Origin of the sequence: Mycobacterium sp. UM_CSW (genome assembly GCF_000455205.1) — a bacterium.
Taxonomy (GTDB): Bacteria; Actinomycetota; Actinomycetes; order Mycobacteriales; family Mycobacteriaceae; genus Mycobacterium.
Map to the genome: position 1 here is coordinate 1 of NZ_AUWQ01000004.1, position 16,007 is coordinate 16,007.

The 16,007-nt window shown below is 67.0% G+C and carries 18 protein-coding genes; 8 read left to right on the forward strand and 10 right to left on the reverse strand.

Translation table 11 applies throughout. The features are described 5' to 3' along the window. Positions 1–74: 74 nt before the first annotated feature. The 5 genes from N415_RS01945 to N415_RS01965 all read left to right on the forward strand — a co-directional run bounded on the left by N415_RS01945 (position 75) and on the right by N415_RS01965 (position 5,711). Complete coding sequence (locus N415_RS01945) at positions 75–539, forward strand: nuclear transport factor 2 family protein (RefSeq protein WP_068176670.1); 465 nt, start codon at positions 75–77, stop codon at positions 537–539. 111 nt (positions 540–650) lie between these two features. Next, positions 651–1,700 carry a S1C family serine protease gene (locus tag N415_RS01950; protein ID WP_068176672.1) on the forward strand — a complete coding sequence of 350 codons (1,050 nt, stop codon included), beginning with the start codon at positions 651–653 and terminating at the stop codon, positions 1,698–1,700. A 120-nt stretch (positions 1,701–1,820) separates the two neighbouring features. Then, positions 1,821–3,593 (forward strand): maltose alpha-D-glucosyltransferase, encoded by a 1,773-nt coding sequence (gene treS / locus N415_RS01955; protein ID WP_068176845.1) that lies wholly within the window; start codon positions 1,821–1,823, stop codon positions 3,591–3,593. Then, the gene (locus N415_RS01960; protein ID WP_068176673.1) at positions 3,590–4,933 is read left to right on the forward strand and encodes a phosphotransferase; all 1,344 of its coding nucleotides are present in this window, start codon (positions 3,590–3,592) and stop codon (positions 4,931–4,933) included. Before treS ends, N415_RS01960 begins: the two co-directional genes overlap by 4 nt. A gap of 64 nt (positions 4,934–4,997) precedes the next feature. Next, positions 4,998–5,711 carry a YoaK family protein gene (locus N415_RS01965; protein WP_068176675.1) on the forward strand — a complete coding sequence of 238 codons (714 nt, stop codon included), beginning with the start codon at positions 4,998–5,000 and terminating at the stop codon, positions 5,709–5,711. A 35-nt stretch (positions 5,712–5,746) separates the two neighbouring features. On the opposite strand, the gene ag85C is transcribed toward N415_RS01965, so the two are convergent. From ag85C to N415_RS32155, 6 genes are all read right to left on the reverse strand, one after another. Continuing rightward, on the reverse strand, positions 5,747–6,787 hold the full coding sequence (ag85C, locus tag N415_RS01970) for a diacylglycerol acyltransferase/mycolyltransferase Ag85C (RefSeq protein ID WP_068176677.1): 1,041 nt from the start codon (positions 6,785–6,787) through the stop codon (positions 5,747–5,749). Between the two features lie 210 nt (positions 6,788–6,997). Further along, positions 6,998–7,813, reverse strand: a complete 816-nt coding sequence (locus N415_RS01975) for an ABC transporter permease (protein WP_068176847.1) — start codon at positions 7,811–7,813, stop codon at positions 6,998–7,000. 1 nt (position 7,814) lies between these two features. Further along, positions 7,815–8,636 (reverse strand): ATP-binding cassette domain-containing protein, encoded by an 822-nt coding sequence (locus tag N415_RS01980; protein WP_068176679.1) that lies wholly within the window; start codon positions 8,634–8,636, stop codon positions 7,815–7,817. Next, positions 8,633–9,088: a MarR family transcriptional regulator gene (locus tag N415_RS01985; RefSeq protein ID WP_068176680.1), complete on the reverse strand. Its 456-nt coding sequence runs from the start codon at positions 9,086–9,088 to the stop codon at positions 8,633–8,635. The genes N415_RS01980 and N415_RS01985 overlap by 4 nt, the downstream gene beginning before the upstream one ends. Positions 9,089–9,144: 56 nt before the next feature. Continuing rightward, entirely contained in the window at positions 9,145–9,642 is a 498-nt protein-coding gene (locus N415_RS01990; protein ID WP_068176682.1) for a metallophosphoesterase, read from the reverse strand. Between the two features lie 14 nt (positions 9,643–9,656). Continuing rightward, the gene (locus N415_RS32155; RefSeq protein ID WP_193376382.1) at positions 9,657–9,833 is read right to left on the reverse strand and encodes a hypothetical protein; all 177 of its coding nucleotides are present in this window, start codon (positions 9,831–9,833) and stop codon (positions 9,657–9,659) included. Positions 9,834–9,927: 94 nt separating this feature from the next. Between N415_RS32155 and N415_RS01995 the strand changes: the two genes are divergently transcribed. Beyond that, positions 9,928–10,383: a MaoC family dehydratase gene (locus N415_RS01995; protein ID WP_068127921.1), complete on the forward strand. Its 456-nt coding sequence runs from the start codon at positions 9,928–9,930 to the stop codon at positions 10,381–10,383. A 67-nt stretch (positions 10,384–10,450) separates the two neighbouring features. Here N415_RS01995 and N415_RS02000 read toward each other — a convergent pair whose 3' ends face one another. Both N415_RS02000 and N415_RS02005 read right to left on the reverse strand, forming a co-directional pair. After that, positions 10,451–11,746 carry an acyl-CoA dehydrogenase family protein gene (locus tag N415_RS02000; protein WP_068176849.1) on the reverse strand — a complete coding sequence of 432 codons (1,296 nt, stop codon included), beginning with the start codon at positions 11,744–11,746 and terminating at the stop codon, positions 10,451–10,453. Between the two features lie 81 nt (positions 11,747–11,827). Next, entirely contained in the window at positions 11,828–12,526 is a 699-nt protein-coding gene (locus N415_RS02005) for a GAF and ANTAR domain-containing protein (RefSeq protein WP_068176684.1), read from the reverse strand. A 133-nt stretch (positions 12,527–12,659) separates the two neighbouring features. Here N415_RS02005 and N415_RS02010 point away from each other — a divergent pair, with 133 nt between their 5' ends. Continuing rightward, the gene (locus N415_RS02010; RefSeq protein WP_068113126.1) at positions 12,660–13,556 is read left to right on the forward strand and encodes a manganese catalase family protein; all 897 of its coding nucleotides are present in this window, start codon (positions 12,660–12,662) and stop codon (positions 13,554–13,556) included. Positions 13,557–13,615: 59 nt separating this feature from the next. On the opposite strand, the gene N415_RS02015 is transcribed toward N415_RS02010, so the two are convergent. Together N415_RS02015 and N415_RS02020 are read right to left on the reverse strand one after the other, a co-directional pair. Then, on the reverse strand, positions 13,616–14,194 hold the full coding sequence (locus N415_RS02015) for a hemerythrin domain-containing protein (protein ID WP_068176685.1): 579 nt from the start codon (positions 14,192–14,194) through the stop codon (positions 13,616–13,618). A gap of 47 nt (positions 14,195–14,241) precedes the next feature. Next, entirely contained in the window at positions 14,242–15,339 is a 1,098-nt protein-coding gene (locus tag N415_RS02020; RefSeq protein WP_068176687.1) for a F420-dependent hydroxymycolic acid dehydrogenase, read from the reverse strand. A gap of 51 nt (positions 15,340–15,390) precedes the next feature. Between N415_RS02020 and N415_RS02025 the strand changes: the two genes are divergently transcribed. After that, positions 15,391–15,996: a GNAT family N-acetyltransferase gene (locus tag N415_RS02025; protein WP_068176853.1), complete on the forward strand. Its 606-nt coding sequence runs from the start codon at positions 15,391–15,393 to the stop codon at positions 15,994–15,996. Positions 15,997–16,007 lie beyond the last annotated feature (11 nt).

Below are 16,007 nucleotides of genomic sequence, written 5' to 3' on the forward strand. Positions count from 1 at the left end.
CCGCGCTAGGCCGAATTGAGCGCCTCCTCCTCCGACCGTTCCGGTCGGCATCGTCGCCGCGCTAGGTTAACCGCATGCTGGCCGAGACCCAGATCACCAACCTCCTGTACCGCTATGCCGAATGCATCGACGCCGGTGACCTGGCGGGCGCGGCCACGCTGTTCGAACACGCCCGCATCAGGATCGGCGGCTCGGACGCCGAACCGGACACCGTCGACGCGGCCCGGCTGTTGGGGATCTGGAAATCGCTGATCGTGCTTCATCCGGACGGGACGCCGCGCACCAAGCACGTCACGACCAATCCGATCATCGAGATCGATGACGGGGCCGGCACCGCGAGTTGCCGCAGCTACTACACGGTGCTGCAGCAGACCGACGAGCTACCGCTGCAGACCATCGTCACCGGCCGCTACCACGACCGATTCGAACGCGTCGACGGCCGATGGCGGTTTTGTTACCGCGATCTCACGCTCATCGACATGGTCGGCGACGTCAGCCGGCACCTTGCCCACCCCATCGCGCCGGCCCAAGGGGCCTGAGCGCTGTTGTGAATAGCTATCTGCATTACGGTTATACACATCGAGTCGCGTTACCCAGACCGGGAGGCTGGGCCAAATTCTGGTTCTTACTGCGTCGCAGGAGGTGACGGTATGAGCAAATGGCACCACCGCTCCGTCTGGTGGTCATGGCTGGTCAGCGTGCTGGCCGTGGTGGGGCTGGGCCTGGCCATGGCCGCGGCGCCGGCGTCCGCGTCACCGACCCACGACCGGCCCCTCGCGCCGTTGGACCCGTCGGGCATCGTCGGCAGGGTCGGGCCCCAGGTCGTCGACATCAGCACCAAATTCGGCTACAACAACGCCGTCGGAGCCGGGACCGGCATCGTTATCGATCCGGGCGGCGTCATTCTCACCAACAACCACGTGATCTCGGGGGCCACCGACATCAACGCGTTCGCCGTCGGCAACGGCCAGACCTACGCCGTCGACGTCATCGGCTACGACCGGACCGCGGACGTCGCGGTCCTGCAGCTCCGTGGTGGCGGCGGCCTGCCCGCCGCCAACATCGGCGGCGGGGTCGCGATCGGCGAGCCCGTCGTCGCGCTGGGCAACGCGGGCGGTCAGGGCGGCACGCCGAGCGCGGTGGCCGGTAAGGTCGTCGGGCTCAACCAGAGCGTGTCCGCGACCGACACCCTCACCGGCGCGGAGGAGAACCTGGGCGGGTTGATCCAGGCCGACGCGGCGATCAGGCCGGGTGACTCGGGCGGCCCGATGGTCAACGAGGCCGGCCAGGTGATCGGGATGAACACCGCGGCCACCGACAGCTACAAGATGTCCGGCGGCCAGGGTTTCGCCATCCCGATCGGCACCGCGATGGCGGTCGCCGGACAGATCCGGTCCGGCGCCGCGTCGAACACGGTGCACATCGGGCCGACGGCCTTCCTGGGCCTGGGCGTGACGGACAACGGTGGCAACGGCGCCCGGGTCGAACGCGTCGTGGGCAGCGGTCCCGCGGCGGCGGCCGGAATCTCGGCCGGCGACGTCATCACTGGGTTCGACAACATCCCGATCACCGGTGCCACCTCGATGACGGATGTGCTCGTCCCGCATCATCCCGGCGACACCGTCACCCTGCACTGGCGCGCCAAGGGGGACGGCGATCGCAGCGGACCGGTGACGCTGGCGGACGGGCCGCCGGCCTGATACCGCGCGGATAATGACCGCCTCCCGCCGGATTCGCTTGCGGCACATCGGGATTGGTCGCCCGTTTGCGGTCGTGATTCCCGAGTTGCCGTGTCGGGTACACGTGGCATCGTGGAATTGATGAACGACGCAAGAGACGCAGTCGAGCACGATCCCGCGGGGGGCAGTCACGTCGAGGGCGGCGTGGTCGAGCATCCGAACGCCGAAGATTTCGACAATGCTGCCGCGCTGCCCGCCGATCCGACCTGGTTCAAGCACGCGGTCTTCTACGAGGTGCTGGTCCGGGCGTTCTTCGACGCCAACGCCGACGGGTCGGGTGACCTGCGGGGGCTGATGGAACGCCTGGACTACCTGCAGTGGCTCGGCATCGACTGCATCTGGCTGCCCCCTTTTTACGATTCCCCGCTGCGGGACGGCGGCTACGACATCCGGGACTTCTACAAGGTGCTGCCCGAGTTCGGGACGGTCGACGACTTCGTTGCGCTGCTGGATGCCGCCCACGAGCGAGGCATCCGGGTGATCACCGACCTGGTGATGAACCACACCTCGGAATCGCACCCGTGGTTTCAGGAGTCCCGGCACGACCCCGACGGACCATACGGCGATTACTACGTGTGGAGCGACACCAGCGAGAAGTACACCGACGCCCGCATCATCTTCGTCGACACCGAGGAATCGAACTGGACGTTCGACCCGGTCCGCCGCCAGTTCTACTGGCACCGGTTCTTCTCCCACCAGCCCGACCTGAACTACGAGAACCCGGCCGTGCAGGAGGCGATGATCGACGTCCTGCGCTTCTGGCTTGGCCTGGGCATCGACGGGTTTCGCCTGGACGCGGTGCCCTACCTGTTCGAACGCGAGGGCACCAACTGCGAGAACCTGCCCGAGACGCACGCCTTCCTCAAGCGGGTCCGCAAGGTGGTCGACGACGAGTTCCCGGGCCGGGTGCTGCTGGCCGAGGCCAACCAGTGGCCGGCCGACGTCGTCGAGTACTTCGGCGACGCCACCACCGGCGGGGACGAGTGCCACATGGCGTTCCACTTCCCGCTGATGCCGCGCATCTTCATGGCGGTCCGGCGCGAATCGCGGTTCCCGATCTCCGAGATCCTGGCGCAGACGCCGGAGATCCCGGACATGGCCCAATGGGGGATCTTCCTGCGCAATCACGACGAGCTGACGCTGGAGATGGTCACCGACGAAGAGCGCGACTACATGTACGCGGAGTACGCCAAGGACCCGCGGATGAAGGCCAACGTCGGGATCCGCCGGCGCCTCGCACCGCTGCTGGACAACGACCGCAACCAGATCGAGCTGTTCACCGCGCTGCTGATGTCGCTGCCCGGCTCGCCGGTCCTCTACTACGGTGACGAGATCGGCATGGGCGACGTGATCTGGTTGGGGGACCGCGACGGGGTGCGCACGCCGATGCAGTGGACACCGGACCGCAACGCCGGCTTCTCGAAGGCCAACCCGGGGCGGCTGTACCTCCCGCCCAGCCAGGACTCGGTGTACGGGTATCAGGCGGTCAACGTGGAGGCGCAACGCGACACCTCGACGTCGCTGCTCAACTTCACCCGGGTGATGCTCGCGGTGCGAGGGCGGCACAAGGCTTTTGCGATCGGAAGATTCGAGGAACTGGGCGGGTCGAACCCGTCGGTCCTGGCGTTCGTGCGCCACGCGGCGGACGACGGGGACACCGTGCTGTGCGTGAACAACCTGTCCCGGTTCCCCCAGCCGATCGAACTGAACCTCCAGCAATGGAGCGGCTGCACACCAGTGGAGCTGACGGGGCATGTGGAGTTTCCGCGCATCGGTCACCTGCCCTACCTGCTGACACTGCCGGGACACGGGTTCTACTGGTTCCAGCTGACCGGATGTGAGGAGAACGCATGACGACTCAGCCAGTCAAGCTGCCCTGGTCTGAGTGGCTTCCGCAGCAACGGTGGTACGCCGGACGCAACCGCGAGCTGTCGAGCGCCGAGCCCGGCGTCGTCGTGCCGCTGCGCGAGGACCTCGACCTGGTCCTCGTCGACGTCCGGTACACCGACGGCTCCTCGGAGCGTTACCAGGTGATCGTTCGTTGGGACTTCGCGCCGGTGTCCGAGTACAGCACCGTCGCCACCATCGGCGCCGCCGACGACCGCACCGGTTTCGACGCCCTGTACGACACCGACGCGCCGCGGTTTCTGCTCTCGCTCATCGACTCGGCCGCCGTGCGCGGCTCGTCCGATGGCCAGGTGGCGTTCACCAAAGAGCCCGACGTCGAGCTGCCGCTGGAGGCGCTGCCGCACGTCTCCGACGCCGAGCAGAGCAATACCAGCGTGATCTTCGATCGAGACGCCATGTTCAAGGTCTTTCGGCGGGTCAGCAGCGGCATCAATCCCGACATCGAGCTCAACCGGGTGCTCGCCCGCGCCGGCAACCCGCACGTGGCGCGATTGCTCGGCACCTACGAGATGGTCCCGCCGGACGGTGACCCGTGGCCCCTGGGCATGGTGACCGAATTCGCGTCGAACGCCGCCGAGGGCTGGGCCATGGCCACCGCCAGCGTGCGCGACCTGTTCGCGGAGGGCGACCTGTACGCCTACGAGGTCGGCGGCGACTTCGCCGCCGAATCCAACCGGCTGGGTGAAGCCGTGGCGTCCGTGCACGCCACCCTGGCGGAATGCCTCGGCACGGCCGACGCCACGTTCCCGGTCGACACCGTGCTGGCGCGGCTGTCGTCAACCGTCGCGAAGGTGCCCGAACTCGAGGAATACGCGGCGACGATCGAGGAGCGATTCCAAAAGCTCGCGGGCGAGACGATCACCATCCAGCGGGTGCACGGCGACCTGCACCTGGGGCAGGTGCTGCGCACACCGGAGAGCTGGCTGCTGATCGACTTCGAAGGCGAACCGGGACAGCCGCTCGACGAGCGGCGCGCGCCGGATTCGCCGTTGCGCGACGTGGCCGGGGTGTTGCGGTCGTTCGAGTACGCCGCCTACGGGCCGCTGATCGACCAGGGTGCGGACAAGCAACTGGCCGCGCGCGCCCGCGAATGGGTCGAGCGCAACTGCGCCGCGTTCTGCGACGGCTACGCGGCGGTGTCCGGCACCGACCCGCGCGATTCGGCGCAGCTGCTGGCCGCCTACGAGCTCGACAAGGCGGTGTACGAGGCAGGTTACGAGGCGCGACACCGCCCGGGCTGGCTGCCGATCCCGCTGCGATCCATCGCCCGGCTGACCGCGGCGTAGTGCAAACATAGGTATTACCTATGTGCCGCCTGCGATTTGGGTGTGCGTCTGACAGCATGTTTGTGTGGCGCGTGAAACTTTCAACAGCGAGGCGAGGTTGTCGTGGCTGCTGGCCGGGCTGGCCGGCGTGCTCGGAGCGACGGCATTCACCCATTCGGCGGGATATTTCGTCACCTTCATGACCGGCAATGCCCAGCGCGCCGCGCTGGGCTTTTTCCGCGGGGACGTGGTGCTCTCGGTGTCGGCGGCACTGCTGATCGTGTGCTTCGTGGCCGGCGTGGTGATCGCGTCGGTGTGTCGCCGGCATTTCTGGGTCGCGCATCCGCACGGCCCCACCGTCCTGACGACCTTCAGCCTGCTGGCCGCCACCGTGGTGGACGTGCTCGACGAGGGCTGGGAGGAAAACCTTCTCGATTTCGCGCCAATCATGTTGGTCGCCTTTGCTATTGGCGCGCTGAACACGTCGTTCGTTAAGGACGGCGAGGTGTCCGTGCCGCTGAGCTACGTGACCGGGACTCTGGTCAAGATGGGCCAGGGCATCGAACGCCACATCGCCGGCGGAACCGCGGCGGATTGGCTCGGTTACTTCCTGCTGTTCAGCAGCTTCGCCCTGGGCGCCGTGGTGGGCGGCTGCATCAGCCTCGTCGTCAACGGCACGTGGATGCTGGTGGTCGCCACCTCCGTGTGCGCGCTGACGACCGGATACACCTACTTCCACCAGGATCGTCAGGCGCTGTTGAATGACCGGTCAGAAAAACAGCATCGGCAGCAGCGCTGACCGGTGCGCTACTGCCGATGCCGGCTTTGGGGGTGTCAGGCGGCTGGTTGTGCTGGCTGTGCCGGTTGTGCCGGTTGCGCAGTCGTGTTGACCGCGTTGAGCACCTGGATGATGTCCGGCTTCATGGCAACCAACTGCTGGTTCCAGTAGGGCCACGAGTGCGTCCCGTTGGCCGGGAAGTTGAACACCCCGTTGCGTCCGCCCGCGGCCACGTAGTTGTTCTGGAAGGTTTCGTTGGTGCGCAGCGTGAGGCCTTCCAGAAACTTCGCCGGCATGTTGTCGCCGCCGAGGTCGCTGGGGGTGCCGTTACCGCAGTACACCCAGACCCGCGTGTTGTTGGCGACCAGCCGCGGAATCTGGACCATCGGGTCGTTGCGCTTCCACGCCGGGTCGCTGGACGGACCCCACATGCTGTTGGCGTTGTAGCCACCGGAGTCGTTCATCGCCAGACCGATCAGGGTGGGCCACCAGCCCTCGGACGGGTTGAGGAAGCCGGATAGCGAAGCGGCATAGGGGAATTGCTGCGGGTAGTAGGCGGCCATGATCAGGGCCGAACCGCCCGACATCGACAGACCCACCGCGGCGTTGCCGAACGGCGACACCTGCTTGTTGGCCTGCAGCCACCCGGGCATCTCCTGGGTCAGGAACGTCTCCCACTTGTAGGTGTAGTTCTGGCCGTTGCCGGACGACGGCTGGTACCAGTTGCTGTAGAAGCTGGACTGCCCGCCGACGGGCATGATCACCGACAACCCGGACTGGTAGAACTCCTCGAAGGCCGGGGTGTTGATGTCCCAGCCGTTGTAATCGTCCTGTGCCCGAAGGCCGTCGAGCAAGTACACCGCGTGCTGTCCACCCGGCTGGAACTGCACCTTGATGTTGCGGCCCATCGACGGCGATGGGATTTGCAGGTATTCCACCGGGAGCCCCGGCTTCGAGAACGCCCCCGCGGTAGCCGCGCCGCCGGCGGCGCCGACCAGACCCGACAACAGGGCAGCCCCCACGGCCGCGACGGCCAGCCGGCGCGGCATCCTCGCCGCTGCGCCACGCACCTTCCGCACCTCTTCGATGAACGACATAGCTCCCTACCCATCCCAACTTTCATCGTTTGTTCGATGCCGCACGACTACGGTCGAATCTGTTCGCCTGCGCAGTGAAACACAGGGGGAGGGCGTAATTCGTCTGTCGCGGCCGCGATGGGAGATCGCGGTTGGCTAACGATTGGGAGTCGGCCGGGAATCGTCACATTCGGGTCACGAATGGCTCACGAAACCGTGCCGGTGGCGCCCCTACGCGACGAGCCGGCGCAAAAGCGTTGAAGCCGTGGCGATTCCGATCAGCGCCGCCACCACCAGCACGATGAAGTCGGCCGGGTTGTACGCGGTGCCGATCAACAGCGCCCGCAGCGCGTCCACCTCGTAGCTGAGCGGGTTGACCTTGCTCAGCGCGTGCAACCAGGCGGGCATCACGTCGACGGGGTAGAGCGCGTTGGACGCGAAGAACAACGGCATCGTGATGGCCTGGCCGATTCCCATCAGGCGGTCGCGGGACAGGACCAGGCCGGCCAGCGTCATCGACAGGCAGGCGAAGAACGCCGCGCCGAGCATCACCACGGCCATCGCCGCCAGGATCCGCAACGGATTGATGGTCAGGCCGATGTTCATCAGGTAGGCCAGCGCCATCACCCCGACCACCTGGGCGACCGACCGCACTCCGGCCGCGAACGCCTTGCCGGTGATCAGCGCCGACGCGGGGGCCGGCGTCACCATCAGCTTGGCCAGCACGCCGGCGTCGCGGTCCCAAATGATCTGTATGCCATAGAAGATCGAGATGAACAGCGCCGACTGCGCGATGATCCCGGGCGCCAGGAATGCGAGGTAGGACACCGACCCGGTGTGGATGACGTGCAACTTGGAAAACGTCGTGCCGAAGATCAGCAGCCACAGCGCGGGCTGCACCATCCGGGTGACGAGCTCGGTCCGGTCGTGCTGCAGCTTCTGCAGTTCCACGATCGCGAACGCCCCGACCCGCGCCAGCGTTGCCTGGACCCGTTGCCACCCGCGCGGAGCGCGAACCAGGGTGGTCGCCGGGGCTTTGGGTGCGATGTCAACTGGCACGGCTGGCAACCTTTCTGCTGGAACGGATCTCCCGGAAGGAGCCGGACGATTCCGTCTGGCCGGACAGGTCCTCCGCCGCGTAATGGCGGAACACGTCCTCGAGCGTGGCGCCGGGCGACACGGTGGCCTTCAGCTTCGCGGGCGTGCCCACGGCTCGCAGCCGGCCGCGGTGCATCAGTGCGACCCGATCGCACAGCGCGTCGGCCTCCTCCATGTAGTGGGTGGTGAGCAGCACCGTCATGCCGAACTGGGCCTGCATGCTCCGCACCTGCTGCCAGACACCGTCGCGGGCGATCGGGTCCAGCCCTACCGTCGGCTCGTCGAGCACCAGCAGCGACGGGCGGTTGACCAGCGCCTGCGCCACCTCCAGGCGGCGCACCATGCCGCCGGAGTACGCCCCGGCCCGCCGGTCGGCCACGTCGAGCAGTTCCATGGCGGCCAGCGCCTGTTCCACCCGTTCGGCCCGGCAGGCGCGCGGCACCCCGTAGAGCCGCGCGAACCACTGCACGTTCTGCCGCCCGGTCAACGCGGGCTCGACCGAAAGCTGTTGGGGCACATAGCCGATGTTGCTGCGAATGTCGATGGTCTGGCGGCGGGCGTCCATGCCGAAGATGCGCAATTCGCCGCGCTGCACCGGCGTCAACGTGGTGAGCATGCGGGCCAGCGTCGTCTTTCCGGCGCCGTTGGGTCCCAGCAGGCCCATCGTCTCGCCCGGGCGCACCTGCAACGTCACGTCATCGACAGCGGTGAACTGGCCGTACCGGTAGGTCAGGTTGCGGCCGTCGATCGCCATCGGCAGTCGTTCGCTCATGATCGCCGCTCCTGCAGTAGTCGGGTCATGGTGTCAAGAACCTCCAATCCCTTTGTCAGGGACTCGATTTGATCGTCGTCTAGCTCGCCGAGCACCTCGGCGACCAGTGCCCGGCGCGCGGCCCGAGACGCGTCGACGAGCTGCTGGGTGGGTTCGGCGAGCCGCAGCTGGCCGACGCGGCGGTCCGATTCGCCGACGGTCCGGATCAGCAGTCCGTTGCCGGCCAGCTTGGAGACCAAGGTCGACGCGGTGTTGGGCACCAGGCCGAGCTCGGCCGCGGCGGCGCTGACCGAGATCCCCGGTCGCCGTCCGACCAGCCACAGCAGCTCCGCCTGGGACTCGGACAGCCGCGCGGAGTCGAACCCCCGGCCGGCCGACCGGCGAAGTTGCCGGCGAAACCTGCCGACGACGCCGAACAGCTCGGCGACCACATCGGACTTCACTGCCCCCATATACCTCTGTTTACGAGCTAAATATGAGTGCGAGCTGTGTGGGGGCTAGCTCCCAGCTACTTTTCGAGCGAATGCAGGACCACGTCGGTCAACGTCCCGTTGTCGACGCCGGCGGTCATGTAGCTGCAGAACGGTTGGCGGCGACGATCCGTGGGTGAACCCGGATTGAGCAGGCGCAGTCCGGTGTGCGTCGTGGTATCCCACGGGATGTGGCTATGGCCGAACACCAGCACGTCGCGGTCGGGGTAGAGCCGCGACATCCGCGCGTCCCTGCCGCTCGCGGCACCGGTCTCGTGGACCACGGTCAGGCGCAGCCCGTCCAGCGTGGCGTCGGCGCGCTCGGGCAGCCGGTCCCGCAACGCCGGCCCGTCGTTGTTGCCCCAGCACGCGACCAGCCGCGCGGCCCGGGCTTCCAGGGCGTCGAGCAAGTCGGTCGATACCCAGTCGCCGGCGTGTACCACCACATCGGCCGCGGCGACCTCGTCCCATACCCGCGCCGGCAGGTCGCGGGCGCGCCGCGGGACGTGGGTGTCGGCAATCAGCAGCAGCCTCACGCCGCCATCTTGCGCTACCGCTGGCCGTCCTGGCTGCGCGCCTCGGCGCCCGTCTCGCCCGCGTCGAAAGTGTCGTCGGAACCGGCCGCGCCCACGTACGACCCGTCGTCGCCTTCGGCGGCCCGTGATCGAGCCTCGTGCACTTCGGGCTCGACGTCTTCCTCGGCCCTGTGGCCCTTGTTTTCCGGCATAGGGCCCAGGTTTCCCGCGCAGCGGCGCGCGAAACGGCGATGATCGGCTCCGATAGGGTGCATGCGGGCATCGACAGCATCCCGAGGAGGACCAATGCGCACCTTCGAATCAGTAGCGGACCTCGCCGCGGCGGCGGGCGAGACGATCGGGCAGAGCGACTGGGTGACCATCACCCAGGAAGACGTCAACCTGTTCGCCGACGCGACCGGCGATCACCAGTGGATCCACGTCGACCCGGAACGGGCGGCGGCCGGTCCGTTCGGCAAGACCATCGCCCACGGTTTCATGACCCTTTCGCTGCTGCCGCGGCTGCAGCACGAGATGTACACCGTGAAAGGGATCAAGCTCGCAATCAACTACGGCCTCAACAAGGTTCGCTTCCCCGCCCCGGTGCCGGTCGGCTCGCGCGTTCGCGCGCAGAGCTCGCTGGTCAGCGTCGACGACCTGGGTGACGGCGCCGTGCAGGCGACGGTGTCGACGACCATCGAGATCGAGGGCGCGCCCAAGCCGGCGTGCGTGGCCGAAAGCATCGTCCGCTACATTTCCTGAAAGTGGCGAGCAGACGCAGAATCGCACCAAAACCAGTGGGCGAGTGCGATTCTGCGTCTGCTCGCGGTTAAAACTCGGCGATCGAGTGTTCCAGGCGCTCCGCCAGCCTGGCCTCGGCCTCGGCCCGCCGGGTCGGTATGTGCGCAGACGGGAAAGGCGTTGTCACGGGCTGGTATTCGCGCAACGTCCGACGGGCGACCGTCATCTTGTGCAGCTCGGTGGCGCCGTCGGCGATGCCCAGCGACTCGGCCGCAACCAGCATCTTGACGAACGGCATCTCGTCGGAGACGCCGAGCGCGCCGTGCAGGTGCATCGCCCGCTGCGCGACGTCGTGCAACACCTGCGGCATGGCGACCTTCACCGCCGCGATGTCGCGGCGCACCTTCTGGTAGTCGTGGTGCTTGTCGATCAACCACGCGGTGCGCAGCACCAGCAGCCGGAACTGCTCGATCTGGATCCAGCTGTCGGCGATCTTCTCCTGCGTCATCTGGAAGTCGGACAGGTGGCCGTGCCGGGTCTTGCGTGACACCGCCCGCTCGCACATCATGTCGAATGCCTTGCGGGCCAAGGCGATCGTGCGCATCGCGTGGTGGATGCGGCCACCGCCGAGTCGCGTTTGCGCGATCATGAACGCCTGGCCCTCGCCACCCAGCACGTGATCGGCCGGCACCCGCACGTCGTTGTAGCGGACGTAGCCGTGCGAGCCGTGTCTTCCCGACTCGCCGCCGACCCCGACGTTGCGGATGATCTCGATGCCGGGCGTCTCGCCCGGCACGATGAACAGCGACATCTTGTCGTACGTGCGGGCGTCGGGTTTGGTGACCGCCATCACGATGAAGAACGACGCGTGTTTGGCGTTGCTGGAGAACCACTTCTCCCCGTTGATGACCCAGTCGTCACCGTCCTGGGTTGCAGTCGTCACGAACATCCCCGGATCCGAACCGCCCTGCGGCTCGGTCATCGAGTAGCACGAGGTGATCTCGCCGTCGAGCAGCGGCTGCAGGTAGCGGGCCTTCTGTTCGTCGGTGCCGAACAGCGCGAGGATCTCGGCGTTGCCCGAGTCGGGCGCCTGGCAGCCGAAGACCGAAGGTGCCCACCGGGAGCGTCCGAGGATCTCGTTGAGCAGCGCCAGCTTGACCTGACCGAAGCCCTGACCGCCGAGCTCGGGCCGCAGATGCGCGGCCCACAGGCCCTGGTCCTTGACCTGCTGCTGCAGCGGCCTCAGGATCGCCATCATCTCGGCGTTCTTCTTGTCATACGGGTCGAGCGCGACCAGATCGAGCGGTTCCAGCTCGTCGACCATGAACTTTTCCACCCAGTCCAGCTTCGCCTGGTATTCCGGGTCAGTTTCGAAGTCCCACACCGTGGCCAACCGTTCCCCGGCGCAGCGCCGCACCGGACTCGTTGATGAAGCCACACCATCCTAGATGGCGGTGGCGGGGGATCAGTGGTCGCGGCGGGTCTCGATGACACGCTGCGCGATGTCGACGAGCTTCTCCTGGCTCTCCTGGGAAAGCGCCCGCAGCATCTCGAAGGCGCGCACGTCGTCCACGCCGTAGCGTTCCATGATGATGCCCTTGGCCTGACCGATGCGGTCTCGGCTCGACAGCGCCGATTCCATGTGCTCACCGTGGCGCCCGGCCATTATCGCCGCGGCCGCGTGCGCGGCGAACACCGATCCGATGGTCTCGGCTTCGGTGTCCCACACGCCGGCGCCGAAGCTGAACAAGTTCAGCGCGCCGGCCGTGCGGTCGGCGGTGTACAGCTTGAACGACAGGCTGCCGAGCACACCGTGCGCCACCGCCGCCGGCGCGTACCGGGGCCACCGCGGCTCGTTGCGCATATCGTCGGCCCGAACCACCGTTTGTTTGAGGGCGGCGTCGGCACACGGCCCCTCGCCGAAGTCGTGCTGCAGCTTGTCGAGCTGGGCGACCAGGCTGTCGGTGTCCGCGAGAGACGCGAAATCCCCGCCCTTTTGCACCAGTAAGACGCCGGCGATGTCCGCCGCCGGTATCAACTGCACCGCCGCCGCTGTCACATCGGCGAGTACGTGCTCGAGCGCTCGAGGCGCGGCCATCTCGCGGGACAGCTGCGCCATGCGCTCGGCCAGCTCGTGTTTGGCGCCCAGGTTCGAAACATTCATTGGTCGGGTCCTACCTTCGCCCGCAGGTCGCGGCCATGGTCGGTTACGAGATTTGCCTTCGCCAGCGTTTCGTCACATAGCCCAGGGGTACCCGGCGTCGACCAGGACTATCGCAAGTTCCCCAGGAGGCCCAATGTTCGTGCATAACAAAGATCTTCAATTCGAGGTGCGGGTCAGCGAGCCGGATCCCCGGTTTGCCACGCTTTTACAGGAGCAATTCGGCGGCGCCAATGGCGAGCTCAAAGCCGCAATGCAGTACTTCACCCAGGCCTTTGCCCTCCGGGGCAAAAACCCCAAGATGTACGACCTGTTCATGGACATCGCCACGGAGGAACTCAGCCACCTGGAGATGGTCGGCTCGATGATCACGATGCTGCTCGACGGGCTCAACGACAACTTGAAAATCGCCAACGAGAAATGCGATTGGATGCCCGCGGTGGCCAGCGGCGACGGCCGCGACCAGATCATCCACCAGGTGGCGGTCAACCCGCTGTATTTCGCGCTGAACGGTGGCACGCCCGACGTGAGCAACTCGCAGGGAGTGCCCTGGATGGGCTCCTACGTCAACGCCAACGGCGATCCGACGGTGGACCTGCGCAGTAACCTGGCCGCGGAGTCCCGGGCAAAGATCGTCTACGAGTACCTCAAGCAGTTCACCGACGATCCCGGCGTGCAAGACACCCTGACGTTCTTGATGACCCGCGAGGTCACCCACTATCAGCAGTTCACCGCGGCGCTCAACGAGCTACCGGTGAACTTCCCACCGGGACAACTGCCGGCAGATCCCCGCTTCCAGAACGTGGCATTCAACATGTCCAACGGTGGGGGCGAGTCGATCCGCGGGCCGTGGAACCAGGGGCAGGGACCGTGGCCCGAGGGCATGGAATGGGAGTACGTGGAAAAGCCCGAACAGCAATGGCTGGGGGGTACCGGCCGGCAAAACAAGGGCGCCGAGCAGAATCCGTCGGGGTCACCGGCCGTGAATGCCGAGAAGCCGTTCACCCACGAACAGCGCACTCCGACAAGCTAATTGAAACCAACGAAGGCCGGGCGCCGATCCATTCGACGCCCGGCCTTCGAATGCGTGGCCTAATGAACCTGCGGATCGGGCGGGTTGTCCTCGCCGCGACCGGTGACGACATCGCGCACGTGGTCGACGACCGCCGCGCCCATGCCGACCGTCTTCAACACGGCAGGGTTGGGCGGAGTGTCCGGATGCGGGCGGGTGGGCGCCATTTTCTTTGCGGCCTCTAGCTTTTCGCCGATCTTCTCCAACTCTTCCCGGCTGATCGCCACCTCGACCTGCGGCCAGACCTGCTCTTGCTCATAAGCGATGTGTTCACGGCCGGCTTTGACGAATTCCTGCAGCGCCTCGTGGTAGTCGGCGTCTCCCGGCTTGCCGTCCTCCAGTCGCTGCAGCAGTTTCTTTCCGGCCTGCTCCTGCTCGATTGCCTTGTCCGCGAGCGAGTCACCGATCGCGCGACGCACCGCCGGCCAGAAGAACTGTTCCTCGATCGCTTCGTGCTGCGACTCGGCGATGATGAGGTTGTTCACCATTGTCTCGAGGCCGCTGCTCTGGGCACCCGAGCCCGAGGGTGCGCCGTCCAGCGTTTCCAACAACCCGAGCACGCTCTGGTGGTCCTGACGGAGAAAAGTGATCGCGTCCATGCCTTGCCTGATACCCGGGCCAGGGGCGACCAAACGACTAGCAACGACTAGCGCAGTCTGGGCAAGACGTTGCCGCCGTAGAAGTTGATCGCCGCGACGGGGTCGTCCTGGGGGAAATGCAGAAAGGGAACCGCCCCGGCGTCGAGAACCCTTTGTACGGCGCCGATGTGGGCCGCAGCATCGGTGCCGACCGCCCAGTTCGCCAGCACCTTGTCGATGGGATTGGCCTCGGCGGCGCGTTGGATCTCGACGGGATTCGGTTGGTCGACGGCGCCGGCGGTGAAGCGCCACAGCGTCGCGGCGCGGGCGGCCACGTCGTTGTCGCCGACGACCGCGAAAAGTTCGCCGCGCTTACCCAAATTGGCGGCGTCCCGCCCGGAGGCCTGCGCACCCGCGCCGAATGCGGCAAGCAACGTCGGGTTCGTCACGTCGTGGGCCTGCGTGATCCAGCCGTCGCCGTACTGACCGGCCAGCTTCGCGCTCTTGGGCCCGCCGGCGGCGACGAAGATCGGTGGCGGCGTCGGTGGGGTGTCGTAGAGCTTCAAAGCGTTCGTCTGAAAGTAGCGGCCGGCAAAGGAGATTCGCGAACCGCTCCACAGCTGGCGGATCAGTCCGATCGCCTCGATGAGTCGGTCGTGACGCTCGGCGTAGTTGCCAAACGCATTTGTGGTGGCCTGTTCGTTGAGCCGTTCGCCGGTGCCCAATCCCAGGAACACCCGTCCCGGGTTGAGGATCGCCAGCGAGCCGAACGCCTGGGCCACGGTGGCGGGGTGATAGCGATAGGTCGGGCAGGTCACCCCGCTGCCGAACGAGATTCGGCTGGTGGCGCTGCCTACCAGGGCCAGGGTCAACCAGGGAAACATCGAGTGGCCCTCGTCGTCCTGCCACGGCTGGATGTGGTCGCTGGTCCACGCGTACTGAAAGCCGGCTTGCTCGGCCGCGCGGGCCTGCGCGACCAGTTGGTCGGTGCGGAACTGCTCGTGCGAGAGCACCACCCCCACGCCCTTGCCCGCCGCCGGCGGCGGCGCGGTCGGTTTGCCGCGGTCGGACTCCGGCTTCCCGCAGGCCTGGGCTAGTCCGACAGCGCCGAGCGCGCCCACGCCGGCGGCCATCCGCCCGAGCCTTCGCCGCGAGATGCCGGTCACCGGACCGGCATACCCCTCAAGCTGCTCGCCACACCCACTAACGTGGCGTGGGTGGCCCCGCAGGCGCGCCCGGCGCGCAAAGCCGACATCCGCGAACTGTCACGCACCCTGGCTCGTGCGTTCTACGACGACCCCGTCACCACCTGGATGCTGCCCGACGACGACGCGCGGCCCGCGCAGCTGATCCGGGTGTTCGGGACGTTGACGCGCCGCCATCATCTGGCTGGAGGCGGTGTGGAGGTGGCTAGCGACGGGCCGGGCGTCGGCGCGGCGTCCCTGTGGGATCCGCCGGGTCGGTGGCGGCAGTCGCGCTGGGAAGAGCTGACGATGCTGCCGAGCTTTATCCGGGTGTTCGGGTCGGATTCGGCGAGGGCGCGCACCGTGCAGGAAGTCATGAAGCGGGAACATCCCGAGGAACCGCACTGGTACCTCGCCGTGATCGGGAGCGACCCGGCCGTCCGCGGACGGGGTTTCGGCCAGGCCCTGATGCGGTCCCGGCTGGACCGCTGCGATGCCGAATACTGCCCGGCCTATCTCGAGTCGAGCAAGCCCGAAAATGTGCCGTACTACGAGCGTTTCGGGTTCACCGTCACCCGCGAGATCGAGTTGCCCGACGGCGGCCCGACGCTGTGGGCGATGTGGCGGAACCCGCGGTAGAACGGTGCCTA

What these genes read in the sequence shown, in the direction of transcription:
- N415_RS01960 (WP_068176673.1), top strand. Translation starts at nt 3,590, where the DNA reads ATGACGACTCAGCCAGTCAAGCTGCCCTGGTCTGAGTGGCTTCCGCAG.
- N415_RS01985 (WP_068176680.1), bottom strand. Translation starts at nt 9,088, where the DNA reads ATGGGGGCAGTGAAGTCCGATGTGGTCGCCGAGCTGTTCGGCGTCGTC.
- N415_RS32155 (WP_193376382.1), bottom strand. Translation starts at nt 9,833, where the DNA reads ATGCCGGAAAACAAGGGCCACAGGGCCGAGGAAGACGTCGAGCCCGAA.
- N415_RS01945 (WP_068176670.1), top strand. Translation starts at nt 75, where the DNA reads ATGCTGGCCGAGACCCAGATCACCAACCTCCTGTACCGCTATGCCGAA.
- N415_RS02010 (WP_068113126.1), top strand. Translation starts at nt 12,660, where the DNA reads ATGTTCGTGCATAACAAAGATCTTCAATTCGAGGTGCGGGTCAGCGAG.
- N415_RS02005 (WP_068176684.1), bottom strand. Translation starts at nt 12,526, where the DNA reads ATGAATGTTTCGAACCTGGGCGCCAAACACGAGCTGGCCGAGCGCATG.
- N415_RS01980 (WP_068176679.1), bottom strand. Translation starts at nt 8,636, where the DNA reads ATGAGCGAACGACTGCCGATGGCGATCGACGGCCGCAACCTGACCTAC.
- treS (WP_068176845.1), top strand. Translation starts at nt 1,821, where the DNA reads ATGAACGACGCAAGAGACGCAGTCGAGCACGATCCCGCGGGGGGCAGT.
- N415_RS01995 (WP_068127921.1), top strand. Translation starts at nt 9,928, where the DNA reads ATGCGCACCTTCGAATCAGTAGCGGACCTCGCCGCGGCGGCGGGCGAG.
- N415_RS01950 (WP_068176672.1), top strand. Translation starts at nt 651, where the DNA reads ATGAGCAAATGGCACCACCGCTCCGTCTGGTGGTCATGGCTGGTCAGC.
- ag85C (WP_068176677.1), bottom strand. Translation starts at nt 6,787, where the DNA reads ATGTCGTTCATCGAAGAGGTGCGGAAGGTGCGTGGCGCAGCGGCGAGG.
- N415_RS02015 (WP_068176685.1), bottom strand. Translation starts at nt 14,194, where the DNA reads ATGGACGCGATCACTTTTCTCCGTCAGGACCACCAGAGCGTGCTCGGG.